The organism is Kitasatospora sp. MAP12-44 (genome assembly GCF_029892095.1).
Lineage (GTDB): Bacteria > Actinomycetota > Actinomycetes > Streptomycetales > Streptomycetaceae > Kitasatospora.
In genome coordinates, this window is record NZ_JARZAE010000004.1 from 3,917,877 (window position 1) to 3,938,440 (window position 20,564).

At 72.1% G+C, this 20,564-nt stretch carries 15 protein-coding genes and 1 tRNA gene; 3 read left to right on the top strand and 13 right to left on the bottom strand.

Annotated features, from left to right (window positions below):
* Nucleotides 1–234: 234 nt before the first annotated feature.
* From P3T34_RS18325 to P3T34_RS18335, 3 genes are all read right to left on the bottom strand, one after another.
* Entirely contained in the window at nt 235–1,188 is a 954-nt protein-coding gene (locus tag P3T34_RS18325) for a hypothetical protein (protein WP_280667111.1), read from the bottom strand.
* Between the two features lie 181 nt (nt 1,189–1,369).
* Entirely contained in the window at nt 1,370–1,756 is a 387-nt protein-coding gene (locus P3T34_RS18330; protein WP_280667112.1) for a 6-carboxytetrahydropterin synthase, read from the bottom strand.
* 220 nt (nt 1,757–1,976) lie between these two features.
* On the bottom strand, nt 1,977–2,258 hold the full coding sequence (locus P3T34_RS18335; RefSeq protein ID WP_280667113.1) for a hypothetical protein: 282 nt from the start codon (nt 2,256–2,258) through the stop codon (nt 1,977–1,979).
* A gap of 351 nt (nt 2,259–2,609) precedes the next feature.
* Between P3T34_RS18335 and P3T34_RS18340 the strand changes: the two genes are divergently transcribed.
* A complete protein-coding gene (locus P3T34_RS18340) occupies nt 2,610–4,364 on the top strand; it encodes a hypothetical protein (protein WP_280667114.1) in 1,755 nt (584 codons plus the stop codon).
* A gap of 92 nt (nt 4,365–4,456) precedes the next feature.
* A complete protein-coding gene (locus P3T34_RS18345) occupies nt 4,457–5,194 on the top strand; it encodes a hypothetical protein (RefSeq protein WP_280667115.1) in 738 nt (245 codons plus the stop codon).
* 248 nt (nt 5,195–5,442) lie between these two features.
* On the opposite strand, the gene P3T34_RS18350 is transcribed toward P3T34_RS18345, so the two are convergent.
* The 4 genes from P3T34_RS18350 to leuE form a co-directional block, all read right to left on the bottom strand.
* Nucleotides 5,443–6,153 carry a hypothetical protein gene (locus P3T34_RS18350; protein WP_280667116.1) on the bottom strand — a complete coding sequence of 237 codons (711 nt, stop codon included), beginning with the start codon at nt 6,151–6,153 and terminating at the stop codon, nt 5,443–5,445.
* A gap of 98 nt (nt 6,154–6,251) precedes the next feature.
* Nucleotides 6,252–6,845, bottom strand: a complete 594-nt coding sequence (locus P3T34_RS18355) for a hypothetical protein (RefSeq protein WP_280667117.1) — start codon at nt 6,843–6,845, stop codon at nt 6,252–6,254.
* Between the two features lie 362 nt (nt 6,846–7,207).
* A tRNA-Thr gene (locus P3T34_RS18360) sits at nt 7,208–7,281 on the bottom strand.
* A gap of 97 nt (nt 7,282–7,378) precedes the next feature.
* Nucleotides 7,379–8,035 carry a leucine efflux protein LeuE gene (gene leuE / locus P3T34_RS18365; protein WP_280667118.1) on the bottom strand — a complete coding sequence of 219 codons (657 nt, stop codon included), beginning with the start codon at nt 8,033–8,035 and terminating at the stop codon, nt 7,379–7,381.
* 86 nt (nt 8,036–8,121) lie between these two features.
* Here leuE and P3T34_RS18370 point away from each other — a divergent pair, with 86 nt between their 5' ends.
* The gene (locus P3T34_RS18370; RefSeq protein ID WP_280667119.1) at nt 8,122–8,754 is read left to right on the top strand and encodes a TetR family transcriptional regulator C-terminal domain-containing protein; all 633 of its coding nucleotides are present in this window, start codon (nt 8,122–8,124) and stop codon (nt 8,752–8,754) included.
* Here P3T34_RS18370 and P3T34_RS18375 read toward each other — a convergent pair.
* From P3T34_RS18375 to P3T34_RS18400, 6 genes are all read right to left on the bottom strand, one after another.
* Nucleotides 8,696–10,327: an alpha/beta hydrolase gene (locus P3T34_RS18375; protein ID WP_280667120.1), complete on the bottom strand. Its 1,632-nt coding sequence runs from the start codon at nt 10,325–10,327 to the stop codon at nt 8,696–8,698. The genes P3T34_RS18370 and P3T34_RS18375 overlap by 59 nt on opposite strands.
* A gap of 141 nt (nt 10,328–10,468) precedes the next feature.
* On the bottom strand, nt 10,469–11,659 hold the full coding sequence (locus P3T34_RS18380; RefSeq protein ID WP_280667121.1) for a hypothetical protein: 1,191 nt from the start codon (nt 11,657–11,659) through the stop codon (nt 10,469–10,471).
* Nucleotides 11,660–11,848: 189 nt separating this feature from the next.
* Complete coding sequence (locus P3T34_RS18385; protein ID WP_280667122.1) at nt 11,849–13,087, bottom strand: DNA polymerase III subunit delta'; 1,239 nt, start codon at nt 13,085–13,087, stop codon at nt 11,849–11,851.
* Nucleotides 13,088–13,164: 77 nt separating this feature from the next.
* Nucleotides 13,165–16,506, bottom strand: coding sequence for a dTMP kinase (gene tmk / locus P3T34_RS18390; protein ID WP_280667123.1), 3,342 nt, complete (start codon nt 16,504–16,506; stop codon nt 13,165–13,167).
* A gap of 169 nt (nt 16,507–16,675) precedes the next feature.
* Nucleotides 16,676–19,540 (bottom strand): type I DNA topoisomerase, encoded by a 2,865-nt coding sequence (gene topA / locus P3T34_RS18395; RefSeq protein WP_280667124.1) that lies wholly within the window; start codon nt 19,538–19,540, stop codon nt 16,676–16,678.
* Nucleotides 19,541–19,885: 345 nt separating this feature from the next.
* Complete coding sequence (locus P3T34_RS18400) at nt 19,886–20,359, bottom strand: hypothetical protein (RefSeq protein WP_280667125.1); 474 nt, start codon at nt 20,357–20,359, stop codon at nt 19,886–19,888.
* Between the last annotated feature and the right edge of the window lie 205 nt (nt 20,360–20,564).

The window sequence follows — 20,564 nt, forward strand, 5'->3', positions numbered from 1 at the left end:
ACCGTAGGCAGCGCGGGGCTAACTCGCCGGCGCGGCCTGTCCAGCTCGCTCGTACCCATCGCGCCACCCGTCCCTTCCTCACCGTCCGCTCAGGACGGTACCCCTGCGCCGGCCGTCCGGGGCTGCCCAACACTCCCACCAACTGGCGGGCCGGGTGGCCGGCGTTCCCTGAGCGCGGCGTCCGGGTCGCTGCGACCGGTGCGACAGGTGCTCGCCCGCAGGATAGGTCGGCGCCTACGAGACCAGCGGCTGGTTGATGTGCTCGATCCAGGCGGCGTACTGCCCACGGATGTAGGGCGCGAGGTCGTCTTCGGGACCGAAGTCGCCCCGGCCCCCGGTGCCCGTCTCGTACTCGGTGTCCCAGTTCAAGAGCGCGACCGCGAACACATGGGCCTGGTCGACGCGCTGCTGCGGTCGGTCCTGGGAGCCCCAGAGGAGGAGCCAGCGGTCCGCCAGGGCCGCCCGCTGGAGCAGCCGGTTGCGTTGCCAGTCCTTCTCCGGTGATTCGCCCTGGAGCTGAGCCAGGTCGTGTGTCGCATCCAGGTTGGCTACCGCGAGGAGGTGCTGGCTGTACGGGAGCGCCCCCGCGTACAGCCCCTGCGCGGGCGGCTCGGCGTCGAAGGCGACGTCCATCGCGGAGGACCTGACCATGGCGGGGAGCCGGTCCTCAAGGGTCCGGCCGGCGTCCGCGTGGTCCTGCAGTACCTGTCGCGCGACCCCGATGAAGTGCAGCACCCCGACCTTGATCTCCGTGTTGCCGTGCTCCAACTGGTAGGGGACCGAGGCCAGGATCGGTGCCAGGGCCTCCACGAGGTCGACCGGCAGCGGGCGCGCGGTGCGCATAGCGCGGACCTGGGCCTTGTTGATCGTGTCGACGGCGGTCCGGGCGTCCGTCAGGAGCGCCGCGGCGTCGGCCAGCACGGTGGCCAGCAGCGGCGCGTCGGGCTCAAGTGGACCGTCCGGCGGCAGCGGAACGTCCTTGACGCCGGCGTGGTGGAGTGCGCACGCGATGATGGCCTCCACCCAGGTGACGGCCTCCTCCTGGAAGGTCCCCGCGATGCCGGCCCAGCTGTCCGGATGGGTGTGAACGTGCCAGGACACCAGGCCCTTCGTCCAGGTGCACGCCTCGACCCAACGGTTCGGGAAGCGGGCGGTACGAAGGGCTTCGAGGAGTTCGGCGTCGTCCATCCTCACAAACTACGTCGAGGTGCCCTCGCCCGGTGCGCAATCGCATCGATCGGGTTTCCAGCGCCGAACCGGAGATCCTGGCCCGCCGTCACTAGCCGCTCGGCCTCACGCTGCCGGACAACGGCCTGTCTCCGGTGCCGTAGCGGCGATCAGAGCCGGGTAGAGACTGGCGGAGTTCCGCCTACGCTTCAGCGGGGCGGTAGGTCACCCAGACCGACCGGTCCTGGCTGTCCTGAACGCGCACCGCAGCCAGGTCGAGGTAGTGCTGCGCCCACCTCTTGTAGATCCAGGCGGCCATCCGCTCGAGCGACATGTTCTCGATCCTCATCACGCCGTTGAGCTCGTGGCGGTTCAGAAAGCGGTCAGCCCAGGTCTGCAGGGCGGTTCCGAACTCGGCGCGCTTCAGGTCCAGGTCGTGTGCAGTGTGCTCGGGCGAGGGGTGCAGTTCGAGCACGGCGCGGACGGTGATGCCGTGAACGTAGTGGGCGTAGTGCCACCCCGGTAGCGCCGGATTGGAGCAGGTGCCGGTGAACTCGCACTCGACCTCCAGAGCGACGGTGGTCGTCACATGTGCCTCCAGCCCTCGACGGTATGCCCGACAGTAGCCCAGCGGCAGACAGCAGGGAGGTGGGAACCGTCGTTTCGGCTTCGGCTGCTGTGCCGCGACCTGAGCCAGGATCCCATCGACCGCGTCCCCCGGCCCGGTTGCTGGCTGCTGCTGCTCAGCGGCGCGACTGCCCCGGTCAAAGCTCAGGCGGCGGCCTACAGGTCCCTCGCCACGGTGGGCCTCACCGTTCCAAGTAGGCGGACAGCAGGAGTTCGGACTCGGGGGAGAGCGCGGCTACGCGGATCTGGTCGCCGTCGCGGTAGGTCAGGCTCCCCGGAACGTCGCCTACGGCCGGGTGGTAGTCCCCACGGGATAGCGAGGCGAGAACCGCGGTGCGCAGCCCTTCGCGAAGCCCGAGCGAGATCGCGAGAGGGATGGCGAGGTTGAGGTCGGGGTCTTCGAGCGCGGTGTTGACGAGCGCACGGGTCTCCTGCTCTGTCATCAGCTTCTGCCGCTCGGTCATAGCCCACTCTCCGCTCAGCTTGGATGAACACGCTCTGCCGCCCTGCAAGACGATAGCTGCCCGGTCCATCGACCGTGCCGGCCAACAGCAGCCGGGCCGGATGAGCGCCGCCGAAGTCCGCGGAGATCGCCCGGTTCAGGCGCTGCCGGCTGCCCTCCTCGCCTACGTGCTGTCAGGTCTTTCTGCCGCCAGCCCGGGCGCCCGCTGGGATGGGTGACGTCGCCTGTAGCGCCTTGCGGCGGAAGGTCGCGGGCTGACACGCTGGCTTGGTAGACAACCAACATTGCTCAATCACGACCTCCCGAGTGGAAGGGCGGGTCCGTGATCCGTTCAAGGGGGCGCGGCGCTCGCATGCTTATTGAGAATTCTCGGTACACCGACGCGCGGCAGCTGACGGCGTCTCTGGTATCGGATCCGTCGCTCCGCAGTGGGGATGAGCTGACCGCGCACCTGCAGGACGTCGTGCTGGACGCCGAGCGGACTGCCGGGCTGCTGGCGGCTTGGGCGGAGATCGGCGCGATGGCAACCAAAGATGCGGCTGCGATGTTTGTCGGTGCCGGTCCGGAGGCCGACTGGGTCCGCCTCGGCCTGGTGCTGGCGGATGCGGCTTGCCGGGGCGACCAGTCCGAGGTTGAGGTTGCCGCCGCCCGGTGTGCCAAGGACTTGGACCCGGTCGGCCGAGCCCACCTCGTCGGATATTGGGGAAGGGACCTGATCCCGGATGTGATCGAGCGGGCAGGCGGGCTGGACGAGCTGCTGGAGCAGGTCGCCCTGCACCGGTCGTGTGCTGGCGGCGAGGATGCCGCCTGGGTGAACGCAGCTGCCTGGGTGGTCTGCCGGCTCACCGAAATGGGAACCGTCGACGCGTACAACCGGATCGGCGACCTGATCGTCAAGGACGGGCGGGGCGCTGACCTCTGGCGGACCTGGCCGCAGGTGGCGGCCTCCATGATGTCCACTACGTATCTGCGGGAGATCGAGCCGCTTCCCCAAAAGGACATGCCTGGCTATCCCGTCGGGCTGCCGCTGCGCGCCGTCGAGGCCGTCCACAGCGCCGGCACGAAGCTGGTCAAGCAGTCGCAAGCCGAGTTCGCCGCCGCGGATCGGGAGGACCAGCTTCTGCTCGCTTTCGAGCTGGCCACGCTGATTGCCACCTGCCGCCAACTTCCCTCTCGCCGGGCAGCGCGACGAGCGGCCCGCGGCGAACGTGACGCGGACCACGAGGCGTTCAGCGACGCGGCCCGTGCCGTGATGGACGAGATGCCGGCGGCCATCGTGGAGCGAACCGGGCGGATGCACGCCTTCTCCCGCCGCGCCGTGCTGGCCTTCATCGACGCAGACCGCGAGACCCTCGCCGCCGTCGTCGACCGGATCGCCACGTGGGACGATGACCCGGGCCGTGTGCCCTACACGAGGCCGCGCTTCGAGTTCCCCGCCAACCAGGCACTCGCCCTGTCCAACGACCTCTTCCGCCTGGGCGAGCAGCAGGGCATCCGCATCTCCGACGCACAAGCGGCCACCGGGGCAGCGGAACTGATCAATCGAGACGCGCCCGCCGAGTACCGGGAAGCCGCTCTGGCCCTGCTTTCCGCGATGAAGGAGGACAGTCGCAACGGCGCTGTTTTCGACCCGATCGCCGCGAAAACCGAAGCAGGACTTCTGGCGTTCGCCGCGACCGCGGCGTGGCTCGGTACCAACCCCAGGCTCATCCGCTCCCGGGAGACCGTACGCCTCAACCTGATCAAGGAGATCAGGGAGAGCGAGTCCAGGGCGTTGAAGGTTCCTGAGCGCGAGATCATCCGCGACGTCAGCGACAAGGACGCTCTCGCGTTCCTTCACCAGCTCTACGGCGAGCACTACCCCTTGCCCCGCGACGCCGCGGAGCGCGGCGCGTGGGAGATGGACATCGTCGCCATCGTCCGCCAGCACCTGTTGGAGACGCCGGCTGACGCCACCACGCCAGAGCAGAAGAAGGCACTGCACGAACGCGTGATCGCCATCCTGAGCGCGGCAGCCGGCACTCCTCGTCGCACCCCGCCGCCCGCGACCCGCAACGGCGCCGTCCGCCAGCAACCCAAGCGGAAGCAGCCGAAGGGCAAGCGCTGAACACCCAGCGGGCCGTCCGTCATGCGCGAAGGGTGCGCCACCAGTCGGTACGCCCTGTACCACGATGAGCAGTTGATGAGAGGAGAGGGCCGTTGGGGTCCTACTGGAACGTCAGCACCGACAGGCTCACCATCCAGATGCTTCCCGCCTCGCCGACCGACCTGTTCTGCGACGACAGCACCTGCACCCCCGACGACCACCCCGCCGTGGAAACGACGGTCGTGGCCTGCCCGCAGTGCGACTACACCGCGGAGCTGACGATCCTCGGCGAGTGGGGACACCCGGCCAGGATCCAGTGCAACCGCTGCGGACACGCTTTCAACGCGCCGATGTCGGAGAGCAACTCCATCCGCCTTCTGCAGAGGGCCATTGCTGCATCCATCGCCGCAGGCAGCAGCACCCCACCCGCAACCATCTGGAAGCCGCCGCAGCCCAGGCTCACGGAGCTGATCCACCCCGTCCTGGATGAGGCGCGAGCCTGCATCGCCAGCGGCCTGTGGATCCTAAGCCCCGACATCCTCTCCCATGTCGAGACACTGCTCGACCAGCTGAACTGGCCTAGCGAAGTCGGACTCGTCACGCTCCCGCTGCGCGTGGACTGGCTCCAGGGCGCGGTTGTCGCCCTCTACGAACACCGGGGCTCCACCAACGATTTCGGGAAGTGGCTGTATGAGTGCGGACAGGTCCTCGCCCCAGCGATGCAGTTCGTCGTAGACGGCGGCCAGCCCAGGACCGCAGGCGGCCGGCCGTCCGCGCTGACCGATGCCGAGGAAGCCCTCGGAATGGTACGGGCGTTTCTCTACGCGATAGGAGACGGGGATGCGGCGTGACGCTGTGCACGGCTTGACGTCTGTGAGTCAGGTGGATCAACTCTGGCGAGCGTCCGGAGGGCTCTTGGCGCCCGGACCCGACCTGGTGCCATAGCTGCTCGTGGGACGAGGTCGCAGCGGCGTCGTCCGCAACCAACCCAGGCGGAAGCGCCCGAGGCAAGCGCTGACGACCGTGGTGATGCGCAGCCCTCAACGGTGGCGGTCTGTCCGTCGACCGCGAGGAGCTGCCGTACAGCGGCCCGTTGGAGCTACTGCTCCTCAGGGATGAGATCACCGGCGCGCACGATCACTGGATCGCCATGGGGTCCGGGCGCCTCCATCCAGATCTCACCTTCAAAGGTACGCAGCACCGCCCGCCGGGGCCCGGCGTCCTGCCCTGGGATGGTCAGGACTACCTCGTAACCGGGCGGAGGCCCCGGCTCCACCGTGCGGCGCGCATCGTCCATCAGCCAAGCCGGACCAACTACCTGGCCGGACCGTCCTTCGTGCTCCCCGCCGACCACTCGTACCCGGGTGTGGGGCACGAGCCCTGGGGGCCGCTCGGCGATCAGCGCCTTCCGGGCCGCCCCGGTCGCCCACAACGTGCACACGTCGACCGCGGGGAGCTGGGAACCGCGGCCGATACCACGCGGCATGCCATCGCTGTTGGCCAGCGGCGGCTCGGCCGGCCAGCGACGGATCAGCCAGGCCCACTCCGTGCCGGCTTCCGCAGGCTGCGCCTCCTTGGCCGCCAAGCCCAGGGCCGTACCGAACTCGTACACGACTGCCGGCCCCTGGTCCAGGTGCCACAGCACACTGCCGATCTCGATATCCTCCACCGCACAGCCCTGACGGCTAGCCAGGCCCGCGAGGGTGACCGCCAGCACACCGCGGACAGCCCGCCCGTCCCATGTGTCCGCCGGGTGATCGTCGTGAGCGGCGATCCGATCAGCACATTGCACCGCCTGCTGCCACTCCACGTTGGCTGCCCCTCTCTCGCGTCGTCCGATGTTCTCGTCGGGTGCTGACTGGCTCACGCTATCGCCAGCCGCGGTCCGCACCAGCTCCGTTGGGGACTTCAGTACTCGATATCGCCGGTTACCGCGGCGACCACCACGGTGGCAGCCAAGCTCATCACCTGCGAGGCGGGGACCAGCTTCTCGGCTTCGGCCCGGGGCAGCTGCTCCTCCTCCCACGCTTCCACCGTAGAGCGCCAGACCCGCTCTTCCGCCTCAGCATCAGTGAGACCGGTCCGCTCGATGAAATGGTCGAGGTGCTCTCTGTCCAGGACGGGCGGGTCGACGCGCCAAGCGGCAATCAGCCTCCTCGCGTGGGGCAGTAGGTCCTGCCCGGCCTCCACGTATACCGAGACAAGTCGGCGCATCGGGGAGCGACGCAGCAATAGGCGGACCCACAGCGCGGACAGCAACTTCTCGGAAGCCTCGGTGAGGCGGCCCTGAAACCTGAGGGAATGCGTCCGGCCACGGTCGAACTCGTGCCGTGCGTGCGGGAGGTAGGAGGGCCGGTCCTTGTCGAGCTGCTCGGAGAGGGCCAGGAACCTGGTGCCGAACCTCAACTCATGCCTACCGGGGATCCACGCTCCGGTAACCAGGGACTGCTCGATCGCCGCTACCTCGGCTCGTCGGCGGTCGTTCGACGTGATGGTCGTCATGCCCGTCACCGTAGCGTCACCGGCCGGCCCTCCACGGCCGTTCGTACCGATCGAACGGCGGATGCTCGACAGAACCGGGCTACTCAAAGCGACCGGCCCTCAGGTTGCACAGGGGGCGCCGCCCCGGCGGCAGCATCCTCGTGGACAGCGTCTGTACCGCCGACAGGTCAGCTCATACGTCCAGGAATCACCGACAGTAATCCTGGCCCGAGAGCCCCTGTAGGCCCCTTCCAGGGGGCTCGGGCACACAGTGGGCACACATCGCGGGATTTTCCCGCCAGACCCCTGTCGCCCACTCCGCCAACTTGACGGAGTACATGCAAAAGGCCAGGTCACAGGGTATGTGACCTGGCCTTCAGGTGAGCCGCCTATGGGATTCGAACCCATGACCTACGCATTACGAGTGCGTTGCTCTGGCCAACTGAGCTAAAGCGGCACCGCTGCCGGGCTGGCCTGCGGAGACAGGTTTGCTTCGGCAACGCGGGCTAGTCTACACACGTTCCAGGGGTGATCCGTAACGGGTTGTCCCCCGGTCACGCGGAGGACGTGGCGAGCTTGGCGGCGAAGGTCGCGAAGAGGACGGCCACGGCGCCGGTGAGACCGGCGGAGAGGCGCTTGCGGCGGCTGAACGCGGCCGCGAGGGAGGTGCCGGCGAAGATCAGGGCGGTCAGGTAGAGCGCCGAGAGGGTCTGCAGGATCCCGCCGAGCAGGGCGAAGGAGAAGGCGGGCTGCCCGTAGGAGGGGTCGACGAACTGGGTGAAGAACGAGAGCAGGAAGAGGATCGCCTTGGGGTTGAAGAGGCTGATCATCAGCGCCCGGCGCAGCGGGTTCTCCCCGGCGTCCGAGGCGGCGGCCTCGACCGGGTCGGCGGTCGGCGGGGTGTGGTGCTCGCGCCAGAGCCGGCGGGCGGCGCGGACCATGCCGAAGCCGATCCAGAGCAGGTAGCCCGCCCCGCCGAAGCGGACCACGGCGAAGACCGCGGGGTTGGCCTTGAGCAGCGAGGCGGCGCCCAGCGAGGTGAGGCTGATCAGGGTGAAGTCGCCGAGGAAGACGCCGGTCGCGGCCCGGTAGGCGGTGCGGACGCCCTTGCGGGCGGCCACCGACAGCACATAGAGGGAGTTCGGGCCGGGCAGCAGCACGATGACCAGCGCGCCGAGGGTGTAGGTGGCGAGGTTGGTGACTCCCAGCATGGCGGGCTCCTCCGGCGGTTGTGGGCCCATCATCGTATCGACGCGCGCGTCATACATAACAAACGTTTGGTAGGTACGATGGCGCCATGCCGCCCGCCCGTGGAGACCATGAAGCCCGCCGCCGCGATGTGTCCGAAGCCGTCTGGCGGGTGCTCGTCGCCCAGGGCTTCGGCGGCCTGACACTGCGCGCGGTGGCGGCCGAGATGGACGCCTCGACGGGGCTGCTCACGCACTACTTCCCGAACAAGCGCGCGCTGCTGCGCACCGCGCTGGAGATCCTGGCGCAGCGCTCCGAGGAGCGCCCGCGCCGCGCCGCGCCCGCCGAGGGGCTGGCGGCGCTGCGGGCGGCGCTCCTCGACATCCTGCCGCTCACCGCGGAGAGCGCCGCCGCCAACCGGATCTGGGTCAGCTCCTGGGACGTCGCGCTCGCCGACCCCGAGCTGGCGGCCGAGCACGCGGAGCGCTACCGCCGCTCGCGCGAGCGGCTCACCGCCATCGTCGCCGCCGCCCAGCGGCTCGGCGAACTACCGGCCGGCACCCCGACCGACGATCTGGCCGCCGCCGCCCAGGGGTTCTCGCTGGGCCTGGTGGTACAGGCGCTCTTCGCACCCGCCGAGTTCCCGGCTGAGCGTCAGATCCTGCTGCTGGAGCAGTGGTTGGCTACTTGGAGCAGCGCAGGCCCTGGGCCGGCGCAGTGCCCGCCAGCAGGTACTGGTTGACCGCGGAGTCCACGCAGTCGTTGTGTCGACCGTAGGCCGTGTGCCCGTCGCCGTCGTAGGTCAGCAGCCGGCCGGACTCCAACTGGCCTGCCAGCGACTGCGCCCAGGCGTACGGCGTGGCCGGGTCGCGCGTAGTGCCGACCACGACGATCGGGGCCGCGCCGGCCGCCCGGACGGTGTGCGCGCCACCGGTCGGCTTGACCGGCCAGTACGCGCAGGACAGCGCCATCCAGGCCATGTCGCGCCCGAAGTGCGGCGAGGCCTTCTCGAAGTCGGGTACCGCGCGGGCGACTTCGTCCGGGTTGGCGAACGGGGCCGGCTCGTCCAGGCAGTTGACGGCCATGTTCGCGAACATCAGGTTGGGGTACGAGCCGTCGCTCGCGCGCTCGTAGTAGTCGTCCGAGAGCTTGAGCAGCGGGCCGCCGTCGCCGCTCTGCGCCGACTTCAGCGCGGCGCGCAGCTGCGGCCAGAGGAACTCCGCGTACATCGCCTCGATGACCCCGGTGACGGCCTGCGACTTGGTCAACTTCCGTGCCCCGTCACCGTTCAGCGCGGTGGCGTCGAGCTTGCCGAAGAGCGCGTCGAGCTGCTGGCCGGCCTGCTGCTCGGTGCTGCCGATCGGGCAGTCGTCGCGCTTGACACAGTCCTGCGCGAACGCCGCCCAGGCCGTCTCGAAGCCGCCCGCCTGGGTGCGGTTGCTGGTCAGCGCGTCCAGCGCCGGATCGACCGCGCCGTCGAGCACCAGCCGGCCGACCCTGCTGGGGAAGAGCCCGGCGTACGTCGCGCCGAGCAGCGTGCCGTACGACTTGCCGACGTAGGCGAGCTTCGGGTCGCCGAGCAGCGCCCGCAGGACGTCCATGTCGCGGGCCGCCTCGACCGTGCTGACATGGCCGAGCAGCGAGCCCGAGTGCTGCTCGCAGGCCGCAGCGAACTCCTTGTCCGCCGCGACCAGTTGAGCGACCTTGGCCGGATCGTCCGGAGTGCTGTCGACAGCGGTGTAGGCGTCCATCCGGTCGCCGCTCAGGCAGCTGACCGGGCTGCTGCGGCCGACCCCGCGCGGGTCCAGACCGACCAGGTCGTAGGCTGCGCGGACCTTCGGGTCGTAGCTGCCCGCCACCGACTCGACGTACTCGATCGCGGAGCCCCCGGGCCCCCCCGGGTTGAGCAGCAGCGAGCCCAGCCGCTGGGCGGAGCCGTCGCCGGAGGCCTTCTGGCGGACTGCGCTGAGGCTCAGATCGCCGCCGGCCGGGTGGGCGTAGTCGAGCGGCACCTTGAAGGTGGCGCACTCGAAGCGCTGGTCGCACGGCTGCCACGTCAGCTGCTGCGCGTAGTAGGAGGCGAGGTCGGCCGGGATCGCCGCGGGCAGCGGCTCCAGCGGGGTGGCCGGGGCGGTGCTCGCGGCCGGGGTGCCGTCGGCGGAGATCGGGCCGCCGTTGTCCGGCTTGGACGGCTTCGGCGACTTGGCGGCGCCGGGGTGGGCCGAGGTGCAGCCGGCGAGCATCAGCCCGGCCGCGAGCAGTGCTGACGCCGTCCGCGCCGCGACGGTGGTTCGGTGCCGCCGGACAGGGCGCATACGGGCTTCTCCCTCGACTGCTGTGGACTCGGGGACACACAACCGCTCGGACGCGGTCCGTGCTCAAAAACGGGTTTTCCGAGCGTAGCGGGAAGCACGGCGCGGGCCGCCGCTCCACGCCCGGGCGCGTTGCCCGCCCGTTCAGCCAGCCGGGTGAGCGAGCGTCTCCGCCAGGTACTGCGCCGCGATCCGGACCAGCCGCAGCCGCTCGCGGTCCGGCGCGTAGTCCTCGACGATGTCGGAGGTCTTGACCACAGCCCGGGCCGCCTGCCCCTTGCCGCCGTGCAGGGTGGTCAGCACCTGGCGGGCCGCGGCGAGACCGTCCGCGTCCCCCTTGGCGGCGGCCAGCAGCAGCTGCGGCGCGGCGCCCGACGGGGCGTCGGAGGCGGCCTGTGCGAGGGCCGCGGCGTCGTACCGACCCGACACCGCGGCGGCTGCGCCGTAAAGGTCGCCGCGGGCCAGCCCGGCGGCGGCCGCGCACGGCGCGCCGCCGTCCACGCCGAGCGCCGCCCAGCCCTGCGGCCCGGGCGGCAGGGTACGGAACGCGGCGGCCACCGCCGCGCGCATCCTGGCGTCGTCGGCGAGCGCCTGCGGGGCGGCGGCGACCAGGTCGCAGGGGTGCGCGGTGCCCTTGGGGCCCTCCGGCGCGACCACCACGAACGGCCGGGACCGGCCCGTCTTGATCGCCGAGGAGATGCCGTCGAAGACATCGGGGATCTCGCTGTCCGCGGTCCGGCCGGGGCCCGCCGCCTGCAGCACGATCACCGGGAAGCGGGCCGTGGGGTCGTCGGCGTAGTGCGGCGGGAGCCAGACCCGGACGGTCCGCGGCTTGCCGTCACCGGCCAGGACGGCGCCCTGCAGCAGCTCGCCCTCGGCGGGCCGGGAGACCGTCTCGAACCGCGCACCGGTCGGCGCGGCGGAGGCCGAAGGCGAAGCGGACGCCGACCCGGAGGCCGATGCGGACGGCCGGTTGGACGGCGAGGCGACCGCCGCCGCGGCGTTGACACCGCCCGCCGCCGGCGGCGCCTCCGGACGGTGCGCGGCCGCCGGCCCGACCGCCCCGGTCCGGGCGGCTCCCGCGGCGCCCAGTACACCCGCGCGCAAGCCCGGCAGGCCGCGACCACCCAGCAGCACCGCCACCGCCAGCGCGGTCGCGAAGATCGCGCAGATCATCGCACCCCCCGCCCGCAGCACGGTCGGGCGCAGGTCGGCGGCCAGCTCGTAGGTCACGGCGGCCCGCTGGTCGCGCCAGCGGTTCAGCGCTCCACGGGCGAGCCAGTAGCCGAGCAGCAGGACAAGGAGCAGCAGGAGGGCGAGGAACGGACGGGGCATGGGGCGCCACCTCGGGAGGGCCAGTACACCGGTCTGCGGGGGGCCTGGTCGGCCCAGCCCACAGCGTGCAAGACACCGTCATGGATCCGTGCGACCGTTCCGGGCGAAGCTCGGACGTTCACTCGAACGAGGGAGCGCGATCGAGCGCAGCGGGATCAACTCCGCGGCGGCGGCGTCAGAGCCAGGCTCTCAGCCCGCGCGCAGCGCCAGCGTCATCGCCTCGACCGCGAGCAGCGGATCGACATTGCGGTCCAGCGCCTGGCGGCAGGCCAGCACCGCCTCGATCCGCCGCAGGGTGCCCTCGGGCGGGCCGGCCGCGGCGATCCTGCCGAGCGCGGGCCGCTGGTCCTCGTTGGCCAGCGCGCTGGCCGCGCCCAGCTGCAGCGTCAGCACGTCCCGGTAGAAGCCCAGCAGGTCGAGCAGGGCCACCCCCAGGCTCTCCCGGCGGGTGCGGGTGGCCCGGCTCTTCTGCCGCTTCTCCAAGTCCTTGACCGCACCTGCCATCCCGCGCGGGGCCTTGCCGCCGAGCCCCTCGGCAGCGCCGTAGGCGGCCTTGAGGTCGCCGGTCTCCTTGGCGTCGCGGGTCTCGGCCAACGCGTCGGCGTCGGCCTTGGCGGTGTCCACCAGGCGCTGCGCCGCGGCCAGGCAACCGCCCACGCCGTCGACCTCCAGCGGGATCCGCAGCACCTCAAGGCGCCGGGTGCGGGCCTGCTCGTCCACCGCGAGCCGCCGGGAGCGCTCCACGTCGCCCTGGCCGGCCAGCGCCGCGATGCGGGCCAGCACCGGGTCGACACCGTCCCGGCGCACCAGCGTGTCCGCCACCGCGGCGGCGGACGGCGTGCCCAGCACCAGGTGGCGGCAGCGCGAGCGGATGGTCGGCAGGGTGTCCTGGACCGACGGCGCGCAGAGCAGCCAGACCGTCCGCGGCGACGGCTCCTCGACACCCTTGAGCAGCGCGTTGGCGGCCGCCTCGGTCAGCCGGTGGGCCGCGTCGATCAGGATCACCGACCAGCGGCCGCCGGTCGGGTAGCTGGAGGCGCGCAGCACCAGGCTGCGCATGTCGCCGACGCCGATCGACAGGCCGTCGCTGCGAACGAACTTCACGTCCGCGTGGCTCTCGGCCATCACGGTGTGGCAGCCGTCGCAGAAGCCGCAGCCGGGGGTACCGCCCAGGTCGAGATCAGGGCTGGTGCACTGCAGCGCCGCGGCGAAGGCGCGCGCGGCGGTGACCTGGCCGGCGCCGGGCGGGCCGGTCAGCAGCCAGGCGTGCGTCATCAGCGAGGCGTTGCCGCCGACCTGGGCCGCACCGCCGACCTGGGCCGCACCGCCGCCCCGGCCCGCGAGCACCGTGGCGCGGGCCGCCCGGGCGGCGGCGGTCAGCTGCTCGACCACCCGCTCCTGGCCCACCAGGTCGTCCCAGACGGCCACTGCTGCTCCCACCATTTCGGTCTAGGCCCCGAGCATACGGGGCGGCTCCGACAGCGCGGACCGCCCCGTAACCCGGGTCACTTGCGGCGCTTGCGCCCGTCGCCGTCGGCCTCGCCCGGCTGCTCGCCCTCGGGCTCGGCCTGCTGCCAGCGGGCCCAGTCCTCGCGTGAGCCGAGCAGGGTGTCGGTCAGGCTCGGCAGGTCGTCCATCGGCGTCTCCTCGGCCCAGGACGGGCGCGCCCGCTCCGGCTCCGGCGCGGCCTCGGTCGGCTCCACCGCGGCTCCCCCCGCCCAGGACGGCCGGCTCGCGCGCGGCTGCTCCGGCGCGGCGGCATCCGTCGCCGCCGGGAACTCGCGGGTCTGCTCAACCGGGCGCTCGGCGGTCGGCTCGGGGCGCCAGAGACCCGGCGGCACCCGCTCCTCGACCGGCAGCACCGGCGGGAGCGGCCCGGTGGAGGCGACCTTCGGCAGCACCGAGGTCTTCTCCGCGGCCTGCTCCGCAACCCTTCCGGTCGCCTTCCCCGCTGCCTTCCCCGCTGCCTTCCCCCGCGCCTTGTCCGCCGCCGGGACGGCCGCCGGCAGCACCGCGGTCTCGTCGACGGCAGCCGGCGCCTTCGCGGCCCCGGCCCGCGCAGCAGCGTCGGCCGCCGCGACCGCGGCCTGCCGGTCGCGCTCGGAGATCTCCTGCGTCAGGTCCTCCGGCCCGGCCACCTGCGGCAGCTCGGTCGTCGAGGTCGTCGAAGCCGTCGAGGTCGCGGAGGTCGCGGAGGCGGCGGCCAGCGCCGCGGCCTCGGCCACCCGGGCCGCCTCGGCCCGCTGCAGCGCCTCCTCGGCGCGCCGGCGCTGCTCCTCGCGCTGCACATCGCGCCGGCGGTGCATCTCGGCCTGCTCCGCGGCCTCCGCCGCGATGCGCTCGCGCTCGGCGGCCTCCACCGCCAGCCGAGCCTGCTCGGCAACCCGCCGCTCGGCCTCCTCGGCCGCTCGGCGCTTCGCCTCCTCCTCGGCCTTCGCCCGGGCCAGCTCGGCCGCCTTGCGCGCGGCTTCGGCGGCGACCCGGTCGGCCTCCTCCTGGGCCAGCCGGTCCTTCTCCGCCTGCTCGGCCCGCAGCTCCTCCAGCAGGGCCAGCCGCTTGCGCTCGGCCGCCTCGGCCTCGGCCTTCAGCCGGGCCTCCTCGGCGGCCCGGCGCTCGGCGGCCTCCTTGGCCCGGCGCTCCTGCTCGACCCGCGCGGCCTGCTCCTGCTCGGAGAGCGGCAGCTCGCGGTCGAGCCGGTGGCGGACCGCGGTGGTCACAAAGGCGGGCTGCTGGCTGCCGTCGACGACCAGGTAGCGCGCCGGGTCGGCCGCCGCCAGCGCGAGGAACCCGGCCCGGACCCGGGCGTGGAACTCGGTCGGCTCGGACTCCAGGCGGTCCAGCGCCTCGGTGAAGCGCTCGCGCGCCTTCGTCGGGTCGACGTCCAGCACCACGGTCAGGTCGGGCACCAGACCACCGGTGGCCCACCGGGAGATCCGGGCCACCTCGGTGGCGGCCAGGTCGCGGCCCGCGCCCTGGTAGGCGATCGAGGAGTCCATGTACCGGTCGGTGATCACCACCGCGCCGCGCGCCAGCGCCGGGCGGATCACGTTCTCCACATGCTCGGCCCGGTCGGCCGCGTAAATCAGCGCCTCGGCGCGGTGCGACAGCCCGGTGTTGCCGACATCGAGGACCAGGCCGCGCAGCCGCTGCCCGACCGGGCTGCCACCGGGCTCGCGGGTGAGCACGACCTCGTGGCCCTTGCTGCGGATCCACTCGGCCAGTGCCTGCGCCTGGGTGGACTTGCCGGCGCCGTCGCCGCCCTCCAGGGCGATGAAGAAGCCGCTGCCCGCGGTGCGGTGCGGCGCGTCGGCACGGCGGCCGCCGCCGAGCGCCTCCAGCAGCTCGCGGCCGAACGGCACCGTCCCGCGCTGGTCGTCCGTCTTCAGCAGCACGACGGCCGCCAGCACCAGCGTCAGCACGCCCGCGGTGGCCACCGCGAGCGCGGCGCCGCCGTGGATGAAGGTGAAGCTGCCGGGGGCCCGGTTGCCGTAGTCGACCTGCCCGTACGCGGCGGCGATCAGCGGGACGGCGATCAGCGCGGCCGCCACCACCGCGCGCAGCACGGCGTACAGGTGTTCGGTCACCCGCGGCAGTCTGGCCTCCTCGACCTCCTGCTCCAGCAGCGCCCGGCCGATGCCGACCACTATCCCGGCGGCCGTCCCGGCCAGCACGGTGAGCAGCAGGATCAGCACGTAGTCGAAGACCAGCCCGGCCAGGATCAGCGCCACGCCCATCACCAGCAGCGAGACCGCGAGCAGCCGGCGCCGGGACAGCCCGGGCAGCGTGACCTTGGTCAGCCGCAGCCCCAGCCACGGCGCGCCGGTCGCGGCAAGCACCAGCAGGCCGTAGCCGACCGGGCCCGCGCCGTGCTCGGCGGCGGTCAGCAGGGCGAGCGAGGCGGCGCCGGCCATCGCGGCGTAGGCGGCCGCCGCCGAGAAGGTGAAGTAGGGCGCGGAGCCCGTCCGGCCCTTGCTCAGGGCCGGTCCCGGGGTGGCGTCGGTGGGGGCGCGCAGGCCCTGCAGCGGGGAGCGCGGGACGCTCTTCACGCTGCCGCGCGGCAGCTCCTGCAGGAACAGCAGCACCCCGGAGGCGACCAGCAGGCCGGCCGCGCCGAGCGCGGCCACGGTCAGCTGATGCTCCCTCAGCCACTGCGAGCCGAGCGCCGCGAAGAGGTTGTTGAGCAGCGTGAAGCCGACCAGGGCGACCGCAGCGAGCGGGACAGTGGCCCAACCGGTGCGCAGGTCCAGGGTGCGGACGGTCTGCAGCTGGGTGGCGGACGGCCGCTGCTCGGACTGCGGGGCGTAGGGGTCGGCGGCCGGCAGCAGCAGCGGCGTGGTGGCGTCCTTGGCGACCGCCCAGACGCGCTCGGCGGCGCCGGCTACGAAGACCGAGGCGAGCAGCGCCGAGGCGGCTCCTGAGCCGCCCAGCCAGCCGAACCACCAGGGCGCGATGCCGAGCAGCACCGCGCGCAGCCCGTCCGCGCCGATCAGCGTCCAGCGGCGGTCCAGCCTGCTGCTGAGCAGGCTGTGCAGCGGGCCGAGCAGGACGGCCCCGAAGAGCAGCGTCGCGGCCAGCCGGACGGCGAAGACCAGCGCCACGGCGAACGCGACGCCGCGGTAGCCGCCGCCGAACTGCCCCGCCGCGGTCGAGGCGACCACCGTGAGCGGCAGCAGGACCAGGAACGCCAGCCGGTCGGCCGTACCGCCGATCAGCTGAGTGACCCACAGGCGCCGGTACGGGCGCAGCCGCAGCAGCGCCCGGGCCCGCTCGCCGGGCGTGCCGGCCGGCGCGACCTGCGGGAGATCGGGGGGCGCTGCGGTGGGGGTGGGCTGCTCCTCGCTCGTCATACGGTCAGCGTAGCGGGCAGGGCTTGGCCAGATCGGGTTCATGGGGTTCCGGATCCCGCCCATGACAGGGTTGTGACGGTCCGGACTGTGACGCACCCCGCACCGGCCGCGCGGCGCGGACATGCCGCCGGGCCCCGCATCGGCGATGCGGGGCCCGGCGGTGGAGCGATCAGTCCTGCTCGGCGGCGGCCTTCGCGGCCACCGTCTTCTTCGCCGCGGTCTTCTTGGCCGCCGTGGTCTTGGCGGCGGTCTTGGCGGTGGTCGTCTTCTTGGCCGCCGTCTTCTTGGCCGCCACCGTGGTGGTCTTCGCGGCGGTCTTCTTGGCGGTCGCCTTCTTGGCCGGAGCCTTCTTGGCCACCTTCTTCACCGGCCCGCGCGCCCGCTTCTCGGCGAGCAGCTCGTAGCCCCGCTCGGGCGTGATGGTCTCGACGTCGTCGTCCTTGCGCAGCGTCGCGTTGGTCTCGCCATCCGTCACGTACGGGCCGAAGCGGCCGTCCTTGACGACCACCGGGCGCTCGCTGACCGGGTCGTTGCCCAGCTCCTTGAGCGGCGGCGCGGCGGCGGCCCGGCCGCGCTGCTTGGGCTGCGCGTAGATGGCCAGCGCCTCCTCCAGCGTGACCGTGAACATCTGCTCCTCGTCGGTCAGCGACCGCGAGTCGGTGCCGCGCTTGAGGTACGGGCCGTAGCGGCCGTTCTGCGCGGTGATCTCCACGCCCTCGGCGTCCGCGCCGACCACCCGCGGCAGCGAGAGCAGCCGCAGCGCGTCGTCCAGCGTGACGCTGTCCAGCGACATCGTCTTGAGCAGCGAGGCGGTGCGCGGCTTGACCGCGTTCTTGCCGGTCTTCGGCGTGCCCTCGGGCAGGATCTCGGTGACGTACGGGCCGTAGCGGCCGTCCTTGGCCACCAGCGGGTTGCCGCTGACCGGGTCGGTGCCCAGCTCGAAGTCGCCGCTGGGCTTGGCCAGCAGCTCCTCGGCCAGCTCGACGGTCAGCTCGTCCGGCGGCATCTCATCGGGCACGTCGGCGCGCTGGCCGGGCTCGCCCTCGACCTGCGAGGCCTTCTCCACGTACGGGCCGTAGCGGCCGACCCGCAGGGTGATGTCCTTGCTCAGCGGGAACGAGCTGATCTCCCGGGCGTCGATCGCGCCGAGGTCGGTCACCAGCTCCTTCAGGCCGCCCAGGTGGTCGCCGTCACCGTTGCCGGCCTCGGCGGCGCCGCCCGCGGCGTGGCCCTCGCCCTCGCCGAAGTAGAAGCGCTTGAGCCACGGCACGGACTGCGCCTCGCCGTTGGCGATCCGGTCGAGGTCGTCCTCCATCCGCGCGGTGAAGTCGTAGTCGACCAGCCGGCCGAAGTGCTTCTCCAGCAGGTTCACCACGGCGAAGGAGAGGAAGGACGGCACCAGGGCCGTCCCCTTCTTGAAGACGTACTTGCGGGCGATGATCGTGTCGATGATCGACGCATAGGTCGAGGGCCGACCGATCTCGCGGTCCTCCAGCTCCTTGACCAGCGAGGCCTCGGTGAAGCGGGCCGGCGGCTTGGTGGCGTGGCCCTCGGGGGTGAGCTGCTCGGCGGCGAGCGGGTCGCCCTGGGCGACCTGCGGCAGCCGGCGCTCGCGGTCGTCCAGCTCGGCGTTGGGGTCGTCCGCGCCCTCGACGTAGGCCTTGAGGAAGCCGTGGAAGGTGATGATCTTGCCGGAGGCGGAGAACTCGACGTCGCGGCGGTCCGAAGAGGTGCCGCCCACCTTGACGGTGACGGACTGTCCGACCGCGTCCTTCATCTGCGAGGCGACGGTGCGCATCCAGATCAGCTCGTAGAGCCGGAACTCGTCGCTGCTCAGACCGGTCTCGGCCGGGGTGCGGAAGCGGTCGCCGGAGGGGCGGACCGCCTCGTGCGCCTCCTGCGCGTTCTTGACCTTGCTGGCGTAGGTGCGCGGCGCGTCCGGCAGGTAGGAGGCGCCGTACAGCTGGGTGACCTGCGCCCGGGCCGCGTTGATCGCGGTCTCGGAGAGCGTGGTGGAGTCGGTACGCATGTAGGTGATGAAGCCGTTCTCGTACAGCTTCTGGGCCACCTGCATGGTGCGCTTCGCGCCGAAGCCCAGCTTGCGGCTGGCCTCCTGCTGGAGCGTGGTGGTGCGGAACGGCGCGTACGGCGAGCGGCGGTACGGCTTGGACTCGACGCTGCGGACGCTGAACGCGGTCTGCTCCAGCGCGGCGACCAGCGCCCGCGCGGTCGGCTCGTCCAGGTGCAGGGTGTTCGCGCTCTTCAGCTGCCCGTCGGAGCCGAAGTCGCGGCCGCTGGCGATCCGCTTGCCGTCCACGGTCGAGAGCCGGGCGCCGAAGTTCTCCGGGTTGGCCGCGTCGCTCGCGGTCCGACCGGTCGCGAAGGTCGCGGTCAGGTCCCAGTACGAGGCGGAGGTGAAGGCGATCCGCTCGCGCTCGCGCTCGACCACCAGGCGGGTCGCCACCGACTGGACGCGGCCGGCCGACAGCTTCGGCATGACCTTCTTCCAGAGCACCGGCGAGACCTCGTACCCGTACAGGCGGTCGAGGATGCGGCGGGTCTCCTGAGCGTCCACCAGCTTCTGGTTCAGCTCGCGCGGGTTGGCCACGGCCGCCTGGATGGCGTCCTTGGTGATCTCGTGGAAGACCATCCGCTTGACCGGCACCTTGGGCTTGAGGACCTCCTGCAGGTGCCAGGCGATCGCCTCACCCTCGCGGTCCTCATCGGTGGCGAGGAAGAGCTCGTCGGACTCCTTGAGCAGTGCCTTCAGCTTGGAGACCTGCGACTTCTTGTCCGCGTTGACCACATAGATGGGGGCGAAGTCGTGGTCGACGTCGACGCCGAGCCGGCGGACCTCGCCGGTGTACTGGTCCGGAACCTCGGCCGCGGTCCCCGGAAGGTCGCGGATGTGCCCGACGCTCGCCTCGACGATGTAGCCGGGGCCGAGATAGCCCTTGATCGTCTTCGCCTTGGCCGGCGACTCGACAATGACGAGTCGCTTGCCGTTGCGCGCGGTCTCGCTGCTCGGGGACACCTTCGCTCTTCTCTCCCGGTCGTTTACCTGTGCTGGCCGACGTGGCCCGCGGACTCCGACCGGTCATGGGACCGGTCACCGCGGGCAGCGCGGGCAGTCCGCCGCCCGACACACACCGCCTTGTGGTGCCGCATCGCGACGATCCCACCAGCGGAGTGTGACCGTACCCCGGCCACCCTTGTCAAACGGACGGATCCCGCTTTTTCACCGGCAGGACCGACCGACGCCACTCGAACGGTAACCCGATGATGGACGTTCGTGTCGCGCAGTTCTTCTGAGCGGGGTGTCGGCGAGGCCGCATTTCGGCCGGTAGCGGGCGGTGGAGCTGTGCCGGAAGGTGCCGGTTCAGCGGGCGACCACCGAGGCCAGCAGGCTCAGGCCCCCCGCCAGACTGCTGGTGCCGAGAATCGTCCAGAACACGTCGGCCGGCAACGAGGCCACCGTCCCGGCACCGGTCAGCACGACCCGGGCGGGGCGCAACGGGTCGTAGCAGACCCGTACCGCGCTGCCCGGGGCGAGCCCCGCCGGGCGGCGCAGCGGGGTCCGGCCGCGCGGACGGGCCAGCACGGCGACCGACTCGACGCGGCCGCAGGCGCCGTCCGCCGCCGGGAGCACCGACGGGAGCGTGGCGTAGGCGAGCAGCGGGGCCGGATCCAGCGCCTCGGCGGCCTGGACGTCGGGGACCACCATCGCGGTGACCGGGATGCCGTGCCGGCGCAGGTGGTGGCGCAGGCGCAGCTCGGCGGCGCACCAGATCAGCAAAGCGCTACCGAAGAGCGCCAGTGCACTCCCGGCCACCACCGCGGTCGGTGTCTCCACGCCCCGGTCCCCCTCTCGCCAGCCCCCGCGAAGATCTTCTGCGGCGGGAGCCTCGCAGCCCGGGGACAACCGCGACGCACTGTTCGACGTCCGCCAGGCAAAGTCCCGGAGACGGATCGGTGAACTGCGGCGAATCGTCCCGGACTCCGACCGTGCGTCAGACGGTGGGTGCGTCAGGCGGTGGGCGGGTCAGACGGTGGGCGGG